The 15,559-nt window shown below is 51.2% G+C and carries 19 protein-coding genes; 5 read left to right on the top strand and 14 right to left on the bottom strand.

What is annotated here, in order from left to right; translation table 11 throughout:
• Positions 1–17: 17 nt before the first annotated feature.
• The 6 genes from ABXT62_RS15075 to ABXT62_RS15050 all read right to left on the bottom strand — a co-directional run bounded on the left by ABXT62_RS15075 (position 18) and on the right by ABXT62_RS15050 (position 4,846).
• Complete coding sequence (locus ABXT62_RS15075; RefSeq protein ID WP_415356097.1) at positions 18–461, bottom strand: DUF6152 family protein; 444 nt, start codon at positions 459–461, stop codon at positions 18–20.
• A 3-nt stretch (positions 462–464) separates the two neighbouring features.
• Entirely contained in the window at positions 465–1,439 is a 975-nt protein-coding gene (locus ABXT62_RS15070) for a hypothetical protein (RefSeq protein ID WP_415356096.1), read from the bottom strand.
• Between the two features lie 13 nt (positions 1,440–1,452).
• Positions 1,453–2,280 (bottom strand): hypothetical protein, encoded by an 828-nt coding sequence (locus ABXT62_RS15065; RefSeq protein WP_415356095.1) that lies wholly within the window; start codon positions 2,278–2,280, stop codon positions 1,453–1,455.
• A 221-nt stretch (positions 2,281–2,501) separates the two neighbouring features.
• Complete coding sequence (locus ABXT62_RS15060) at positions 2,502–3,014, bottom strand: RNA methyltransferase (RefSeq protein ID WP_415356094.1); 513 nt, start codon at positions 3,012–3,014, stop codon at positions 2,502–2,504.
• 363 nt (positions 3,015–3,377) lie between these two features.
• Positions 3,378–4,208 (bottom strand): SDR family NAD(P)-dependent oxidoreductase, encoded by an 831-nt coding sequence (locus tag ABXT62_RS15055; protein WP_415356093.1) that lies wholly within the window; start codon positions 4,206–4,208, stop codon positions 3,378–3,380.
• A gap of 119 nt (positions 4,209–4,327) precedes the next feature.
• A complete protein-coding gene (locus tag ABXT62_RS15050) occupies positions 4,328–4,846 on the bottom strand; it encodes a DUF1456 family protein (RefSeq protein ID WP_415356092.1) in 519 nt (172 codons plus the stop codon).
• A gap of 193 nt (positions 4,847–5,039) precedes the next feature.
• On the opposite strand from ABXT62_RS15050, the gene ABXT62_RS15045 reads away from it, so the two are divergent.
• Positions 5,040–6,410 carry an MATE family efflux transporter gene (locus ABXT62_RS15045; protein ID WP_415356091.1) on the top strand — a complete coding sequence of 457 codons (1,371 nt, stop codon included), beginning with the start codon at positions 5,040–5,042 and terminating at the stop codon, positions 6,408–6,410.
• 343 nt (positions 6,411–6,753) lie between these two features.
• On the opposite strand, the gene ABXT62_RS15040 is transcribed toward ABXT62_RS15045, so the two are convergent.
• The 4 genes from ABXT62_RS15040 to ABXT62_RS15025 form a co-directional block, all read right to left on the bottom strand.
• Entirely contained in the window at positions 6,754–7,932 is a 1,179-nt protein-coding gene (locus tag ABXT62_RS15040; RefSeq protein ID WP_415356090.1) for a glycosyltransferase family 4 protein, read from the bottom strand.
• Between the two features lie 354 nt (positions 7,933–8,286).
• Complete coding sequence (locus ABXT62_RS15035; RefSeq protein WP_415356089.1) at positions 8,287–8,601, bottom strand: DUF1330 domain-containing protein; 315 nt, start codon at positions 8,599–8,601, stop codon at positions 8,287–8,289.
• Between the two features lie 39 nt (positions 8,602–8,640).
• On the bottom strand, positions 8,641–9,519 hold the full coding sequence (locus ABXT62_RS15030; RefSeq protein WP_415356088.1) for a haloalkane dehalogenase: 879 nt from the start codon (positions 9,517–9,519) through the stop codon (positions 8,641–8,643).
• Between the two features lie 30 nt (positions 9,520–9,549).
• Positions 9,550–10,137, bottom strand: a complete 588-nt coding sequence (locus tag ABXT62_RS15025; protein WP_415356087.1) for a TetR/AcrR family transcriptional regulator — start codon at positions 10,135–10,137, stop codon at positions 9,550–9,552.
• Between the two features lie 163 nt (positions 10,138–10,300).
• Between ABXT62_RS15025 and ABXT62_RS15020 the strand changes: the two genes are divergently transcribed.
• From ABXT62_RS15020 to ABXT62_RS15005, 4 genes are all read left to right on the top strand, one after another.
• Positions 10,301–10,837: a midcut-by-XrtH protein gene (locus ABXT62_RS15020; RefSeq protein ID WP_415356086.1), complete on the top strand. Its 537-nt coding sequence runs from the start codon at positions 10,301–10,303 to the stop codon at positions 10,835–10,837.
• Positions 10,838–10,865: 28 nt separating this feature from the next.
• Positions 10,866–11,753 (top strand): sterol desaturase family protein, encoded by an 888-nt coding sequence (locus ABXT62_RS15015; RefSeq protein ID WP_415356085.1) that lies wholly within the window; start codon positions 10,866–10,868, stop codon positions 11,751–11,753.
• Positions 11,754–11,922: 169 nt separating this feature from the next.
• A complete protein-coding gene (locus ABXT62_RS15010; RefSeq protein ID WP_415356084.1) occupies positions 11,923–12,321 on the top strand; it encodes a PAS domain-containing protein in 399 nt (132 codons plus the stop codon).
• A gap of 131 nt (positions 12,322–12,452) precedes the next feature.
• On the top strand, positions 12,453–13,022 hold the full coding sequence (locus tag ABXT62_RS15005; RefSeq protein WP_415356083.1) for an NUDIX hydrolase: 570 nt from the start codon (positions 12,453–12,455) through the stop codon (positions 13,020–13,022).
• A 131-nt stretch (positions 13,023–13,153) separates the two neighbouring features.
• Here the strand turns inward: ABXT62_RS15005 and ABXT62_RS15000 are convergent, their stop codons facing one another.
• The 4 genes from ABXT62_RS15000 to ABXT62_RS14985 all read right to left on the bottom strand — a co-directional run bounded on the left by ABXT62_RS15000 (position 13,154) and on the right by ABXT62_RS14985 (position 15,446).
• Positions 13,154–13,684: a cytochrome P450 gene (locus ABXT62_RS15000; protein WP_415356082.1), complete on the bottom strand. Its 531-nt coding sequence runs from the start codon at positions 13,682–13,684 to the stop codon at positions 13,154–13,156.
• On the bottom strand, positions 13,685–14,398 hold the full coding sequence (locus tag ABXT62_RS14995) for a hypothetical protein (RefSeq protein ID WP_415356081.1): 714 nt from the start codon (positions 14,396–14,398) through the stop codon (positions 13,685–13,687).
• Between the two features lie 104 nt (positions 14,399–14,502).
• Positions 14,503–14,946: a MaoC/PaaZ C-terminal domain-containing protein gene (locus tag ABXT62_RS14990; RefSeq protein ID WP_415356080.1), complete on the bottom strand. Its 444-nt coding sequence runs from the start codon at positions 14,944–14,946 to the stop codon at positions 14,503–14,505.
• 68 nt (positions 14,947–15,014) lie between these two features.
• On the bottom strand, positions 15,015–15,446 hold the full coding sequence (locus tag ABXT62_RS14985) for a nuclear transport factor 2 family protein (RefSeq protein ID WP_415356079.1): 432 nt from the start codon (positions 15,444–15,446) through the stop codon (positions 15,015–15,017).
• Between the last annotated feature and the right edge of the window lie 113 nt (positions 15,447–15,559).

Here is a 15,559-nt window from a genome sequence, read left to right as displayed (position 1 = left end):
ATATTACCGCTGTCGCCTTAGCGGCGATCGCGGGGGTCAGAGCCGTCCTTGGGCGCCCCGGTACCGGAAGAACCCATAAAGACCTTGCGACCATCTGAAAACGTGAGGTCGCGGCCGTTGGCTTTGCAGGCGGGCGCACAACGCTTGTCCTTGGCCTGATAGCCTCGCACCTTAATGCTTGCGCCAATCGGCACCGAGTTTTTGTTAACGCCACCCCGTAGCAGCGTATTGGGGGTACCGCCTTCCACCATCCACGCAACGGTATCCCCATCGTTCCCTATAACATCCAAGTGTATCCAAGCGTGAGGGTTGATCCACTCCACTTTGGTCACAACACCCTCAAGACTCACCGGTGCCTCTTTATCAAATTCCGCTGAGAAAGCGTGGTGCCCTCGCGCCTGCCACGAGTACAGGACGGCCAATGGCAATAGCATCAAGGCCAATAGTCGTATTGTATGCATAGCTTATTCCTTCTCTTCCTGCCGGGCACCGGCCAGAATATTTTTGATGGCGTAGTTTCCTTCGTGGCAGGCATATTCGTAGATCGGCCCTTCACCGGACCGCAGCGTCATCTCGCCGCGCCAGGTTTGTGTGTAAATACTCTCATCGGTGACACTGAATTGATACAGCAATTCACCTTTGGACGTTCGCGTAAAGCGTTCTTCAACAACGCTGTCTTCGGTCATATAGAACTGGTGCTTAATGGCAGCCCTAAGGTTTTGCTGTAGATGAAAGCCCGTGGTGCGCACTACCAGCGTATCACCTTCCCAATGGCCCAGAGAATCTCCCAGCCAGGGCCGTACGGCTTTCGGCAGCGGCTTACCGCCCATGCGCACAGTGCGGACGTCGTGATTCATCTCTACCAGAATCAGGATCACATCCTTAGTCTGCACAAACTGGTAGTTATTGTTGTACAGCACCGGCAGCATCGGTGGCCCACCTGTGGAACCAAAACCGACAGTACAACGCTCGCCCAAAGGACGCTCTTCCGGGTTATCGTGGCGCGCTATAAAGGTGTAACCCTGCCAGTAAAAACGGCCCCTACCCCAAAGCGTATAGGGCACGTGGCCATCCTCTGGCTCCACTATAATGGAGCTGCGCGGCTCACCGTTAACACGCAGAACTCGTGTGCCCGGGTCCAGCCAGGCCGCATTGTATCCGCCAACATCTTCGCCCGCGGTCAAATCGCCCTCAGGAAGATCGTCGATACTTTTGAGCATATCTTCACCATACTGCTCAAGGAAACGGGCCTGCTCTTCGGTAAGAACTAAGTCCTCTAACTCATCCGGACGGTCTAAAGTGGTCAGGGTAGCACTGGTCCAGATGCCCTGTATGTCGGGATCACCCCAAGGCATACGTGACACCTCCCATTGCTGTCCCATTGCTGCAGAAGATGCAACCAGAACAAGACTGATCAGTAACAATTGTCGCATGCGCATGCCCTCGCCCTCGCTAATCCAGTGGTTCTTTGCGAAGGTGGCCGTACATCATTTCCTCTACATATTCGACACAGCTGAAGCGCAGCATTTGCGCGTCAGTCTCAATACGCTGGTACAGCGGCATGCTGATCGTCCACGGTCGGGTAAACACTTCGTCATCTTCCAGCGTCGCGCTGTAATCAATAGTGTGCTCACTGGTGCGGGTGTAGCGTTCGGTGACCTTCAATTTATCGCTGTGGTAATTACCGGACCGATCCAACCACGTCTGGTCATGCATTCCCGTCGTCTCGATAACCAACGTATCGCCCTCCCAGCGAGCCCACGACAGGCCCATCCATGAGTCAATCGGCGCGGGGCCGGGATCACTAAGAGCGACATTACGGACCGCTCCTGCGTAGGAATAAGAAAACATCAGAGCATCTTTATTGTGTGCAATTTGGAACGGGTGTGGCATATAGGTGGCGCGCGGTATTCCTGGAAGATAGCAGCGCACTTCAGGATCCGCGGTAATCCAGTTTTTCCTATTTTCTTCGCGCTTCGCCAGCGCCTGCGGCTTGTAAGGAATCGCCTCGCCCTCAACAACACCGAGGCTGGGAGGAACAGCCCCAACCGCACCCAAAGCGACAAGCGCTTTTACGGGCACGGGCACTACGGGGCCTTCTCGCATCACCTGAGCCGCTCGGCCCGTATGCGCTTCTAGAGAGTCATTGGCAGTGTTGAGCACCTGCCACACCCCGGTAAAGTCGGGCTTGCCATCGGCAGTGCGAGGTGGCTCATAGCCGGCCAAGGCAAAGGCCGGAATCGTTAGGCAGAGTACTGCTATTAACCGAATGAGGTTCATTGTTGTTTCTTTTCCTCGTCGAGTAGTGAGTCAGAATCTTTTGGGGACATGTTATCAGATACACATGAGGGTAAGGCAAACGCAATAATGTGGTCCCCAGGTGGGCTACCGCCGCCACAATGGCCGCCTGTGTTTGTCATCATGGGTTCTGCCAGTCCCGGTAGACCCTTGATCCACACAAGAGGGAATGGCCCCCCCCGCTTATTGTGAGACAGGGGATGTTAATTATATTTCACTTTTGCGCTGTTATTGGCATCTCGACTTTCACGAATCAGCGAATTATAGCAATCGCTCGCTGGCATTTTGGCCAGCCTGTCATACAGCATCACGTTTACCGCCGCCGCCAGGTTCAGGCTCCCAATGGTGGGAATGAACACCACTGAATCTGCTTGGTCTATGACCTTCTGGTCTATGGTGCCGTCCTCAGGACCAAAAATATACAGTGCTTTGCCTGGGTGCTGGAACATGGGCAACGGAGTGGCGCCCTCTACCAGTTCTACACAGACCACCTGCGTATTGTCGTCAACGTTGCCGGGCAAGCTTGGCACCCACGTTAGCGGAATTCTCAGACTGGCATTTTGAGTATCGGTATTAAAAGGCGCAGCCCGATCATAGCGTTCCCCCGTATAGAAGACAGAACCCACTTGAAAGCAGCCTGCCGCGCGCATGATCAGGCCGACGTTCGTCGGACTTTTGGGATTGCTTAAACCAATACTCAAGATCGATTCGGTCATCTGCTTTACCAAATAGTTGTGATCAGGAAGAAGAAGTGTAGACCGTTTTTCATCGCAAAAATACGCTGTATGCTGGTTTTCTGATTTAGAATAATTGAGGGCATATCACTTTCGGCAGAATGCAGCATTCATTTATAGCCGGGGCAGAATCAGCGGGTGAGAAAGACTCAGAGATTCCTGACGCCACAGGTTACGGTAAGTAATCTCTATGCCCTAGGAAGACACCTGAGCAGGATGGCATATTATCGTGACCTGAGGGTGAGTGCCTTCGCGGATTAGGGTAGGGCAGTGGCGTGAGACAGGAGACAGGAGCTTAGATTTCTCAAAGCTGAATGCTCAAACTTGCCAAAGCCCTGCGCTCAGCTAGTGTGTTTTGGTTCTGTTGCGATACTTGTCTTTATTCTTTCGTCCTTTTGCATAGAGTGCGGGACGGAGCCTTCGGCGCAACCCCGGTAGCAGATAACCTAAGGTGGTCAACCAGCCGGCTGAGGCGGGAAGGGATATTTCGACCTGCTCGCCCTCTGCGATTGCCAGCACCGCACTTGCAACCTCTTCAGCGCTGCTCATCCGCTGTGAATAAACAATATCTTCTACCTCATCGATACTATCCATAATAAAGGCAGTATCGATAGGGCCGGGGGAGACCACTCCGACATGGATGCCAGTGTCCATGAGTTCATCAGCCAGAGAGTAAGCGAACGCCCGGATGCCAGCCTTGGTAGAAGCATAGGTAGATGCTCCCTGCAGCGGGGCACGGCCCGCCAAGGAACCCACCATCACTACCGCTCCGCCGCCGGACTTCTTGATATGTGGCAGCGCCAATCCGGTCAAAAAGAGAGGAGCGCGCAAATTGACGTCTACCATCTGGGCCATATTTTCCGGAGTTTGACTCACAAAGTCTCCTCGGTGGTGCAGGCCAGCATTGTTAATCAGTACATGTATCGCTCCGAATTTGGAGGCCGCCGCCTCGATCAACTTGATGCAGGCTGTTTCGTTGGCGACATCCATGGCCACCGTCATCACTTTGGTCTGTCCACGCAAGGTATCGGCAAAATTATTCAGTGCCTTCTCCCCGCGGGCAACGAGAACCAGTTTTGCGCCATGCCGAGCAAATAGACGTGCGCAAGCGGCACCCACGCCCGCAGACGCACCGGTGATAATGACTGTCTTATCTTTGAAGGAGGTTGTGCTCATAGGACTCTCGGAATTCATAAAAAGTGTTATGGGAACAAATACAGATCAATTTTATTGATCTCGACCGCTGTTGATTCTAACTGAAAGCGGTGCTGATAGCAGGACGACACGATTGGATTTTAGTGTTCAGGGCGCATCCACTTGCCATAGGGCGAATGACTGGCGGGCATGTCTGTCTTTTCACCCCGAAGCTCTATTTGCAAGCCCTTGAGAAAATTCCGCAGCACCTGGTCTTTACACTCGCGGTAATTTCGGTGTCCCTGGCGACGCATAAATGAACTAAGCTCGTGCGCAGACAGTACAAACCCGGCCAACTTCGCAATCGCTATAATGTCTTCCGACTGTAGATTCAATGCGATCTTTAATTTCATCAAAATAATATTGTTTGTAATTTGACGTTCAGGTTTTGGCGTGGCGCCCTCTTTTTTTCCGCGCTTGTCGTTGATTAACCCATTTAGAAATGCAGCCAGCATGTGATCCTTGCACGCTTCAAAGGTGGAATCATCATCCTTTACGAGCCAGGCTACAATATGACCTCGCCTGACGTCGACATCTGCTAATGCGAAAATCTCGATCATCTTCGCATCGTTGAAGTCGAAGACGTAGCGCAGGCGACGTAAAATATCATTGTTTGTCATTTTCAGATTCTGCTTGTTCTGTATTTAACTGTTCAGCAGCCTCATTGTCGGTCATTTCATTGTCGAATGCATCCAGGTCTCTGAAGCTGGCGCTTTCGCGACCTAGTGGACAACGCGCTGCTATTCTTTGAGAATAGGTGAGGCTAAATGAGCACCCAATGCCATTCGCCAGACTTTAAAGACGAGACCCCGGATGACCAGTGAGCCTTCTGGTGACAACGCCGCCCTTTACGGCGCCATTGTTCCCACGTTCTTCAAGTATCTGATTCCTTCCTTGTTAGGGCTTTTTGCCATGACATCCGCCTCGCTCGTGGATGGCATCTTCATCGGTAACTATGAGGGAGTCAGTGCTCTAGCGGCGGTTAATCTCATCATTCCAATTACGACACTGCTGTTCGGTATCGGCATGATGCTCTCTATTGGCGGTTCTGTGCGCGCTGGCAAGTATCTAGGGGAGGGGAAGACAGCCGCAGCCTCTGCAATTTTCAGTAAAACACTGCTGTCCGTAGCGGTTTATGGCGTCGCTGTGATCATGCTGGGACTCGCCCTAGAAGAGCAGATATTTGCCGGGCTAGGCGCAACACCAGAACTTTTCTCTCCAATGAGTGAATACTATCGGGTTATCGTGCCGTTTTTATTCGCCCAGCTGCTGACACTGGTGTTGTACTTTTTCATACGTTTGGATGGCATGCCAAGCCTGGCCGCTACGGCGCTTGCCATAGGGGCCGTGGCCAACATTGCGTTGGATTACCTATTTATTGCTGTATTTGGCTGGGGCCTAGCGGGCGCCGCTTTTGCGACTGGCCTTTCAGAGGTACTGCCTGTGTTGGTAATGCTCATCTATTTTTTCAGGCCTGAGCGAAGCCTTCGATTCAGCTTTCGCCAGGATAACTGGAGAGAGGTTTTTCAGGCGGCCTATAACGGAGTCTCAGAGTTTATCAACGCAGTATCTGGGGCCATCGTTGCGTTTATCCTGAACTGGATGCTAATTCAGCGGGCGGGGGTAAACGGTGTGGCAGCCATTACGGTGGTCAACTATCTTTTGGTTCTGGGGTTTATGATGTTTTTTGCCATCTCCGATACCATTCAGGTGATGATTTCTCAAAATTTTGGGGCGGCGAAAAATGATCGTATCCGCGGATTCCTGCAAATTGCGTGCTGTGTAATCGGAATGTTCAGTGTTGCCTTTATCGCGTTACTTACGACGGCAAGCGAGCCGCTCGTCCACCTTTTTGTCGATGAAAAGAACAGTACAGAAATGGTGGAATTGGCCACAGAATTGGTTAGCTACGTCTGGCCCCTGTTCCTGTTTGCTGGTTTCAATATGCTGATATCGGGTTATCTCACGGCCATACACCTGCCTTTTCAGTCGGGCGTGGTCGCGGCATCCCACAGTCTGATTTTTCCTGCGGTTTTCTTGTTATTGTTTTACTATTTGGTATCCGACCATCGTTTTGTAGCAGCGCTACCGGTAGCAGAAGGTTTTACCTTTGTTCTGGCGCTCGTCATTTTCCTGCGTCATCGCCCGATAAAATCCACGCTGTTTGTTACACGCGATAAATGAATTGAACTCCGTTGAAGGCGTAAAGCGAGGAGAACGAGTAACCCTCTCCACCGAATAATTGAGGTTGAACGTGGGATTTTTTCGTAATCTATACGAAGGAGATCCACGGGTAAAATCGCAATATTTGGACAGTCAGATTATGGTCATACTGTATCGCGGACATAAGAAGAGGCTGTAAACAGAATATCCTCACTCTTGGTCAGAAAGCTGGGCCATGTTAAAGCACGCGGCGTTAGCGTTTTCTGGATGGTTAGAAAAAGCGATTTTAGCCTGATTGTGAAAAGCCTGCTATTGGAGACAAATCATCGCATGGAGGCCTTTCTCGCGGATCTTCTTACGTCGCTTAGCTCTCGTAAAGTCTTTCGAGGTGCGCCAGCGTGAGTTCTGCCGACCGCCTCCAAGTAAATTGTGGCGCCCTTGCTAACGCCTTGGCGGAAAGCTCTTCCCGCAAGCCGGTATTCTCGACTATTTCTATTATCGATTGTGCGATGGCATCAACATCAAAGGGGTCAAAATATATCCCTGCGTCGCCCACCACTTCCGGCAATGACCCTAGATTACTGGATAACACTGGCGTAGCACATGCCATCGCCTCGATAGCCGGCAGTCCGAACCCCTCCGAGTACGATGGCATTGCCACGGCGATAGCGGAGCTGTAGAGCGCGACTAGGTCCTCGTCTGAGACGTAGCCCGTAAAATGTACCCGATTACGTAATTCGGGATTTTGCTCCACTCGCCTCCACAGACTGCCATAATTGGACAAGAAACCGGCTCCTTCAAAATCACCGACCAGAGCCACATGGACCTCCTGTGCATGACCGCGCGAATTAGCGCGTTCAAAGCCATCTAAAAGACCGTGCAAATTTTTATGCGGCGCGAGCCCTCCAACGTAGACAATAATGGGTGCCGCTTCGGGTAGGCCTGCGCGCGCGCGCGCGGCTGCAATAAGTACTTGATCCGTGGTTCTGCGAAACAATGGATTGGGAGCTTCACTCGCGATATCAATCGACTCAGCACGCGCACCGATATACTCGACTATTTCCTCTTTTGCGGCTTCCGACATGGTAAGTATGCGATCGCTATTCCAAATCGCGAGCTTGATTTTCAGGGTCCAAAAAAAACGGCTCCGCCAAGATGAGAAGATAAGCTTGGGATAGTGCTCAGCAATAGCATCATGGACCGTGACTACGGTGGGTAATTTTAGCGGTGCCGGAAACCAGGAATACACCGCAGGAAAGTACATAATATCAAGGGGTGCTCCCGCCACGGCGCGATACAGTCTTAGCATATCAAAGGGCGATCTATTACTGTCAGCAACAGCCGCTTCCGTTGTGGGACGCGAGGAGTGAACTTCAATAACTGTGACATGGCTAAAGCGTGAGACGTCAGCCATCGGTTGGTCGGTAAACAGGGTGTAGTGATGATGTGTGTCCAGCTCGAATAGCGCGGTTAAGAGCCCCCGGGTAAATCGGCCGAACCCACGATTATTCCACCAGCAGGTCGCGTCGATACCAATATTCACACCTTAGACCTCAATTACTGTATGCAATATATGCCTCACAGGCGAGAGTATTGAAAACGCCTGTATGATCTGGCGTATGAGACTGGTCATGCGAGAATCCTCTCATCAATGAAGCAGTTACTCTAACGTCCCCAGCGCACTATCGCTAGCCTTGCTTATTTTAGGGGCACTTTTATTTCAGTCAATGCGCCAATGGAGTCCAATTGATTAGAGACGCAATCGCATGAAACATCCCACCAAGAAGTTTGTATCTGGCACCCTAAAAATACCCCCGCTGGAATGCGCACACTAGTTTTCTTTTGGATCGGAAATTCGCCCACCTTGGTGGGCGAAGACTTCAGGCGATAGCTGCAGCTACTTCCTCGGTGGAAGTCCGTGCACCATCGTCAGTGACTTCAGTTCTGCCCCCGCCCTGCGGTATTCAGAGAGGGCCTGATAGTCTGGGTCGTTGTACCAGGTCTCTGCGGCGGACTCTGAAGGGAACTGAAATATTACGATGCGACCCGGCCTGGGCTCGGTACCTTCCATATGTTTGATATTATCGTCATAGGTGATGAAGGAGCCACCGTGTTTTTTTAACAGTGGGAAAAACCCCTTCTCATACTTTAAGTACTCCGCCTTGTCGTGCGTTACGAGGTTGGCAATGATATATACGGCTGTATCTGACATTATTTTGATCCTTTTGGTTTCTTTGTGGGACTGGGTTGGCTAGAGAGCTTTTAACCAATTGGCCACTGCTTGGCCAATCTCAACGGGTGAGTCTTCCTGTATAAAATGGAGGCCCTTCACGGTCACTTCCTGCTGATTCGGCCAGCTGCGACAAAATTCGCGCTGTGCCCCCACAAGAATGGAACCGGGGTCTGCATTGATGAATAACTTTGGTATATCGCTGGCGGCCATGAACGCGCCGTATTCGTTCACCAGGGCCACTACATCCTTGGGTTCACCTTCGATGGGGATCTGCCGTGGCCAGTTCAGTAGCGGCTGTCGATCGTCTGTCTCAAGATGAGGTGCACGATAGGCATCCATCTCTGTATTGCTTAATGGTCGGATGACAGATGATGGTAGTACGCCCTCGATAAACATATTGCGGTTGAGGATCAGATCCTCGCCTTTGTCCGAGCGGAAGCCTTTAAAGATTCCCACTGCGCTTTCAGGCCAATCACGCCAGCTGACGGGCTTAACAATGCCTTCCATGTAGGCGACACCCTTTACTGCAGCTGGATGACGCATTGCCCAGAGAAAACCAACGCCGGTCCCCCAATCATGAATAACCAGCGTAACATTTTCGTTGGCGCCAATGCTTTCCAGCAGACCATCAACATAACTGTAAGCGACTTCCAGGCTGTAACGCTCTGGCCCATCGCTCGCGGGAAGTTTTTCCGAATCACCCTGTCCAATCAGGTCAGGGACAATGACCCGGCCAGACTCGACAAGCTCGGGAATCACATTGCGCCACAAAAAAGAGGACGTTGGGTTGCCGTGTAGCAATACAATAGGATCGCCGCTGCCTTCCTCGACATAGGCAATTTGCTTGCCCTTGACCGAGGCAAATTTTTTCTCATAGGACATGGTTTCAGACAACATGGCAAGGCTTCCTTATAGCTGCATTAGGATTCAAGCAGCGAGTCCGAGTAGGGACAAGCTGTTTTCGATAATAGATTCGAGTTCTTCTCGAGATTTATTTTGACGGCTTAGTACCCGCAGTCCTAGGTTAATTGTCATCACTAGGCTGGCCAATTCTTTAGGGCTGTGTGTAGTATCCAGTTCGCCGTTTTTCTGCGCCAGTGAAAAGGCTGTTGCAAAGGCTTGCTCAATCGAATTGAGTTTTTGTGTCGCCAGTTGATTGAGCTCTGGATCTGCATCGGCTAGTTCCAGTACGGTATTTACCATCATGCAACCCTGCTTTGCCTTGCGGCTAGACACATTCATCACGGTAGATTCGAAAAACGCGTGGGGCAGGGCGCTGGGATGCAGTGATTTGGCGCCTTCGTTAATCATCGCGAGGGTACGATCTCCAAACAGCTCCAGACACTCTATGAACAAATCTCGTTTGGTGTGGAAGCTGGCGTAAAAGCTGGAGCGCGCTATACCCATGGCTTCAAGCAGGTCTGGCAGCGAGGTTGCGATAAAACCCCGGACCCAGAAAAGTTTCATGGCAGCTTCTAAGGCTTTAGTGCGATCGAATTCGGTGGGCCTAGCCATTTGCGGTCTCGATGAAAACAGAACCCCTATTCTGTACCAAACGGTACAGAAATACAATGAGTACTCTTTGTTTAGACAGTCCTATTACCGCTAGACAGAACTCAGCCTTTTGGGCTTAAATGTCCGTCCAATTCCGCAGAAAAAAATAAACAGAGATAATGCTATGAAAAATATCCGGCAGCCACTATCCATTCTAACGGGCAGCGCACTATTGTTTGGCGCCTCCACAGTGTCAGCCGGGGGTAGTGCCGGCTCTATCACGTTTTCGCCGGCGGCCGTGTCGGCCACGGCCGTTCCGATGCTGGGCAGTACTCTATTGATATTACTTTCTCTGCTGCTGGTCTTTATCGCGTTTGTAGCGTTCAGAAAGCGGCAAAACGGTACTGCCTCCGTTATCGCAGGCGCGCTTGTTCTGGCAGCGCTGGCCAGTGCAGGCGGTGGCGCCAGCCTTTTCCACGAAGCTTATGCTCAGGGCAGCAAGACGATATCCGATCCGACGGGCGAGAGGATAAATATTTCGGGTGATACCCAAAATATTTACACCAACGCATCCGGCGTCCCCATGACCATAGGGTCCCCGGTTTTCACCCGCGAGCAGGATTGCAATTCCGTTTGGTTCAATTTACCCGATGCCTGTGACGTTGGAGCCGAGCTGGCGGACACAGATCACTGTGAAATAGACTGCAGAGTGGTGCCATAGCGGTCATTCTTGAGGCCCCATAGCAACCATGTCGAATAGCATCACTCTCGCGCCGTCACACGACGATCCGAGGCTCGCCTATCTCATTGACCAGCAAAGTCTCTTCCTGCTAGTGGTGATCTTTGGCGGCATGCTGGTTCTGCTGGTGCTTGAGCAACTGTGGCCTAGACGACATAGCATGAGTGTTCCTGTGGGACATTGGCTCACCAACTGGTTTCTCGCCAGCATTAACTTCTTCGTATTGTTTTGGCTCACTCTGCAACTTGGAAATTGGGCGCTGTTGCGTTCATATTTCCCCGACCCCGGACTTTATGAGCGGCTGCAGCCGCTCGTGGCGATCGCGCTTATAGTCGTACTGGTTGAGTTCGCAAGCTACTGGATTCACCGGCTTTTTCATCGAGTTAGCGGCCTTTGGCGCCTGCATGCCGTGCACCATACAGATACCACCTTTGATGTGACCACTTCCCAAAGGCACCACACCGCGGAGGTGGCGATAGACACCATCATACTGTTGCCGATTTTTCTCCTTTTTGGTGCGCCCACACTAATACTGGTTTTTTACCAGCTGGTCCGAGTGCTCCTAGTACTGTTCAACCACAGTAATATTTATCTGCCCGCTGCAGTAGATCGAGTATTGCGTAACATCATTGTCACGCCAGACTTTCACCGCCTGCACCATAGCCCTGACCCACAGTTTACCAATAGCAACTATGGCACCGTCGTCCCTTGGTTTGACTATTTGTTTGGCACAGCACGCAAGGTCCCTTTTGAGGATACTGCAGTGATGGCCGTGGGCCTTGAATACCTCCGCAAGAGCGGCGATTCGCGGCTTGATCGCCTGCTGCTGCTGCCGCTGATGTGGCGCCGCTGGGGGCTGCCAGACCGCAACCAGGTTAGGGGCAGTCAGACGTCATAGCACCTTTGCCCTTGCCCTCTTCAAAAGGTGCAGACAAGTGACAATGCTTGTGCGTCAAGTGTTTAGGCAGTTTTTCAGCTCCACGAGTATTAATTTTTCAGTAGGGAGTGATCCCAGTGTGCCCTCGGTCCGTATATATCGGTTACCCCACCAACAACGAGAGTGTAAAATGGCTTCTGCAATTGAGACAACGCTTGGTAACACTGAAACTAGCCTGACCCTGCTGAAGGTGCTTGCGGCGAATAGCTTCGACTCCATATTGATAACGGACGCCACATCCAGTGGCAAGATCACCTACGCCAATAAAGCATTTAAAAAGCTCACCGGACATGATCCGTCTGCGGTTATAGGAAAAACCCCGCGGATCCTTCAGGGCCCGGGTACTGACAAAAAAGTCATCAATCGCCTGACGGAGGCGCTCCGGTCGGGCGGGAAATTCGAGGGGAAAGCAATCAATTATAAAAAAGATGGCACCCCCTTTATCATGTACTGGAGAGTGCTGCCGATTAAAGTCGGAGGAACGATCGAAGCATGGATTGCTATCCAAAGGGAAGGTTCTGCCATTTAATTGTCAGGCTATTTAGTCGCGCACCTATCCCCGAGAGTGAAGAAGCCGCAGCGCGCAGAGCACTAACGGCGTGGGGTGTCTAGCAAGAGCACACTCTGTAGCGAACTGCACTTTGGAGCACGGATACTGTAGTGACCAGGATAAAAAATTGGACGCGTAAAGAAAGTCAGGTTTTGCAAAAGACACGAATATTTGATTTTTGCGAAGCCACTGATGTTTCTCCCTATACTGAAAAAGAGCATCGATTTGTCTTCATCGATAGCTTGAATTGGGTCAATCTGGTGCCTATCACAGAGCACAATGAGGTTGTGATGATTCGTCAATACCGTCACGGGAGTCAACGTGTCACGCTGGAGATACCGGGTGGCATGGTGGATGCTGGAGAGGAACCACGCAAAGCTGCTGCTCGGGAGTGTCATGAGGAGACAGGGTACGTGGTGAAGAAACCGTATAGCTTGGGTGAGTTGAACCCCAACCCCGCTCTGTTTAATAACAGTCTGCATACCTTTTACGGTCATGTCACCGAGTACAGGCCGATAACGAACCATAGTGAAACAGAAAAGACTGAAGTAGAGCTTGTCCCGATCGATCGCCTCAGGCCGCTTTTGTTGGATGCTACTATCGAGCATGCGCTGGTCTGCGCAACCCTTTGGCGGTTTCTGGATAGATGGCAACAAGAAAAATTGTCGGTCGAACGATAGCGGCTACGTTAACCCACAGGAATTGGCGGCCAACGCTGTTGAAACGTTCGCGAAACGTGTTCCCGGGTTTCTTGATGTGTTTTTTTAGACTCCATTTTATGGGCAAGAAATAGCACGCTGCGGCGGGTACTTCACTGGGGATCGAATGTAATCGGCATGGCCTTGATGGTATTGATAAAGTAAGAACGCATATAGGTCGTATCGCCAGCAAGTTTTGCATTGCGCAGGCGCGGGATTATCTCCTCGAACATAATGTTCATCTCCAGACGCGCTAGGCTCATGCCCAGGCAGAAGTGTTCGCCCACCCCAAAGGAACGTATCTCACCGCGTAAATTTGGAATGCGCTTATGACGGTGAATATCGAATACCATCGCATCGTCTCCGAATGCATCCTCGTCGTGATTCACCGCGTGATAGTGCAAGATCACCTTGTCGCCCTTTTTGATATTGTGACCGTTCCATTCGACGTCCTGTGTGGCGGTGCGCCGCATCGCAATAAAGGCCGTGTTGTAGCGCAGCATTTCCTCTACCGCCTGTGAGATGTCCTCGGGGTGATCAACTAGGTACTGTAACTGTTCGGGATTCTCCATTAGCAGGCGCATGCCGTGTGCTATTGCGGTGCGAGTACTTTCGTTGCCGCCGACCATAATGAGGATGAACATCTAAGCGAACAGCTCTTCGCTCATCTTTTCGCCTTCGACCTCGCCATTGAGCAGCGCCTGTACCGCAGTGCTGGTAGGGTTTTTGCGCTGCTCAGCCGCCAGCGCCATTGCGTAGGCAATAACTTCGAAGCTAGCCGCCTGGGCTTCTTCTAGAGACGTAGCGATGTCAGGGTCGTCCGCAAAAGCCATGATGTTGGTCCAGCTGAAAAATTGCTTGCGGTCTTTCTGCGGTACGCCAAGAATTTCAAGTATGGCCATTAACGGCAACTCGGCGGCAACTTCCTCGACAAACTCGCATTCGCCGCGCGCAGCAACCCGGTCAATGATGTCTTTAGCGTGTTGACGTAACCACGGCTCCATTTCTCCCACCGCTTTGGGTGTAAATGCGTCCCGCACGACCTTGCGATACTTCATGTGTTTGGGCGGATCCATAGCAATAATGAAGTTGTCGAGCATAATCTGGTTGATCTCTTCCTGCCCGGGAGGTACCTCGGTGGGGAAAGGCCCCTGCTCATTAGACGAGAATAATGTTGGGTTTTGGGAGACATAGTCTAGTGCGTCGCGCTTTACGACAGCCCAGTAAGGCACGCCGTTCTCGGGGTCATCCATTTTCACCATGGAGCCTGCTGCGCGAATTTTCGCCAGCTCGGCATAGGGCATACCGTTAACGTAGGTATCCAGTCCCAGTAAATTGATATAGGGGCATTGGCTCATGACGAACTCCTGTGCAGTAGCGTTATTTCGCCCAGCTTAGCAGATTTGAGGGGCCTAAAAAGCGCTATAGGCTTTATAGAGGCGATCATACCGGCGGCTGATGTTTATGGTAACGGTCTTTTCGCAATAAGGGCTGCCGTTTTGTAACTCAGGACAATCTCATTATTCTGATTAATGACATTAACTTTGCTGACCAGTATCCCGTATTCAGGCCGACTTTTTGATTGCCTCTTGCTCTCATTGTATGTCTGCACCCTTAATTGATCTCCAGGTTTAACAGGATGAGATAAGCGCATCTCATCGATACCCAGTCCGCCAATAGAGGCAACTGCTTCTGTAGAAATAGTATTCCACAGTTTCAAACTTATCGCGTAAGTATGGGCACCTGAAGCTATGAGCCCAAACGGGTAGTCTTTGGCGGCTTCTTCATCGATGTGGAAGGGTTGAGGGTCATACTCTTTTGCAAAGCTAATTATTTCCTCTTTCGTCAAGGTAGTGGACGTTGATTCTTGTCGCACGTTCAGCTGAATATCTTCAAAATAGAGCATTCTGTAAATCTCGTTAGGTAAGACGGAGAAAATGTATACACAGCACTATGCACGCAGAGTGCGTGTTGTCAGAGCAAGGCCTTTTTGTCACTGAAATTGAGCTTCAATCGAGTTAACTTGAGTTCGGTGATACGCCAGTTGCCGTCGCTGTCCGCTCGATATTTTTCGTGGTAATGCCCCCAACCCTCGAGCAAAAACTGTGGGTGGTCAACTATATCGTACATCGCCCAAATACCCTCTGCCGTGCTATCACTTAGCAGCGTTATCTCTGGGGTATGTCCGTGGTGCACGGTTATAGCGTCTCCAATTGCGCCGATTAACATCTCCATATAGACATCGCGACCGTGAGAGATCTCTCCCGGCCCTTCTTGAAAATCCGCCACCAGATCTGATGTGAACACCGTGCTCAACTTGTCCCATTGCTTGGTATCCATGTATCGAAAGTAACGTGCTTTCAATACCTTAATGGCTTCAATGGCCGCCAGTCTTTCAGAATTCATAATTTTCTCACTAGAAGCATAACAATGAGTCCGCTTTGGGTGGAAAGCAGACGCCCTGAATATTCTAGCCTATTGTGCCGACACTGTACTCGCGTAAGCGGGGATGCAATGTC

It is taken from the genome of Halioglobus sp. Uisw_031 (genome assembly GCF_047729875.1).
Taxonomy (GTDB): Bacteria; Pseudomonadota; Gammaproteobacteria; order Pseudomonadales; family Halieaceae; genus Marimicrobium.
Note: the sequence above shows the minus strand (reverse complement) of the source record. Positions and strands in the feature narration are given on the sequence as shown.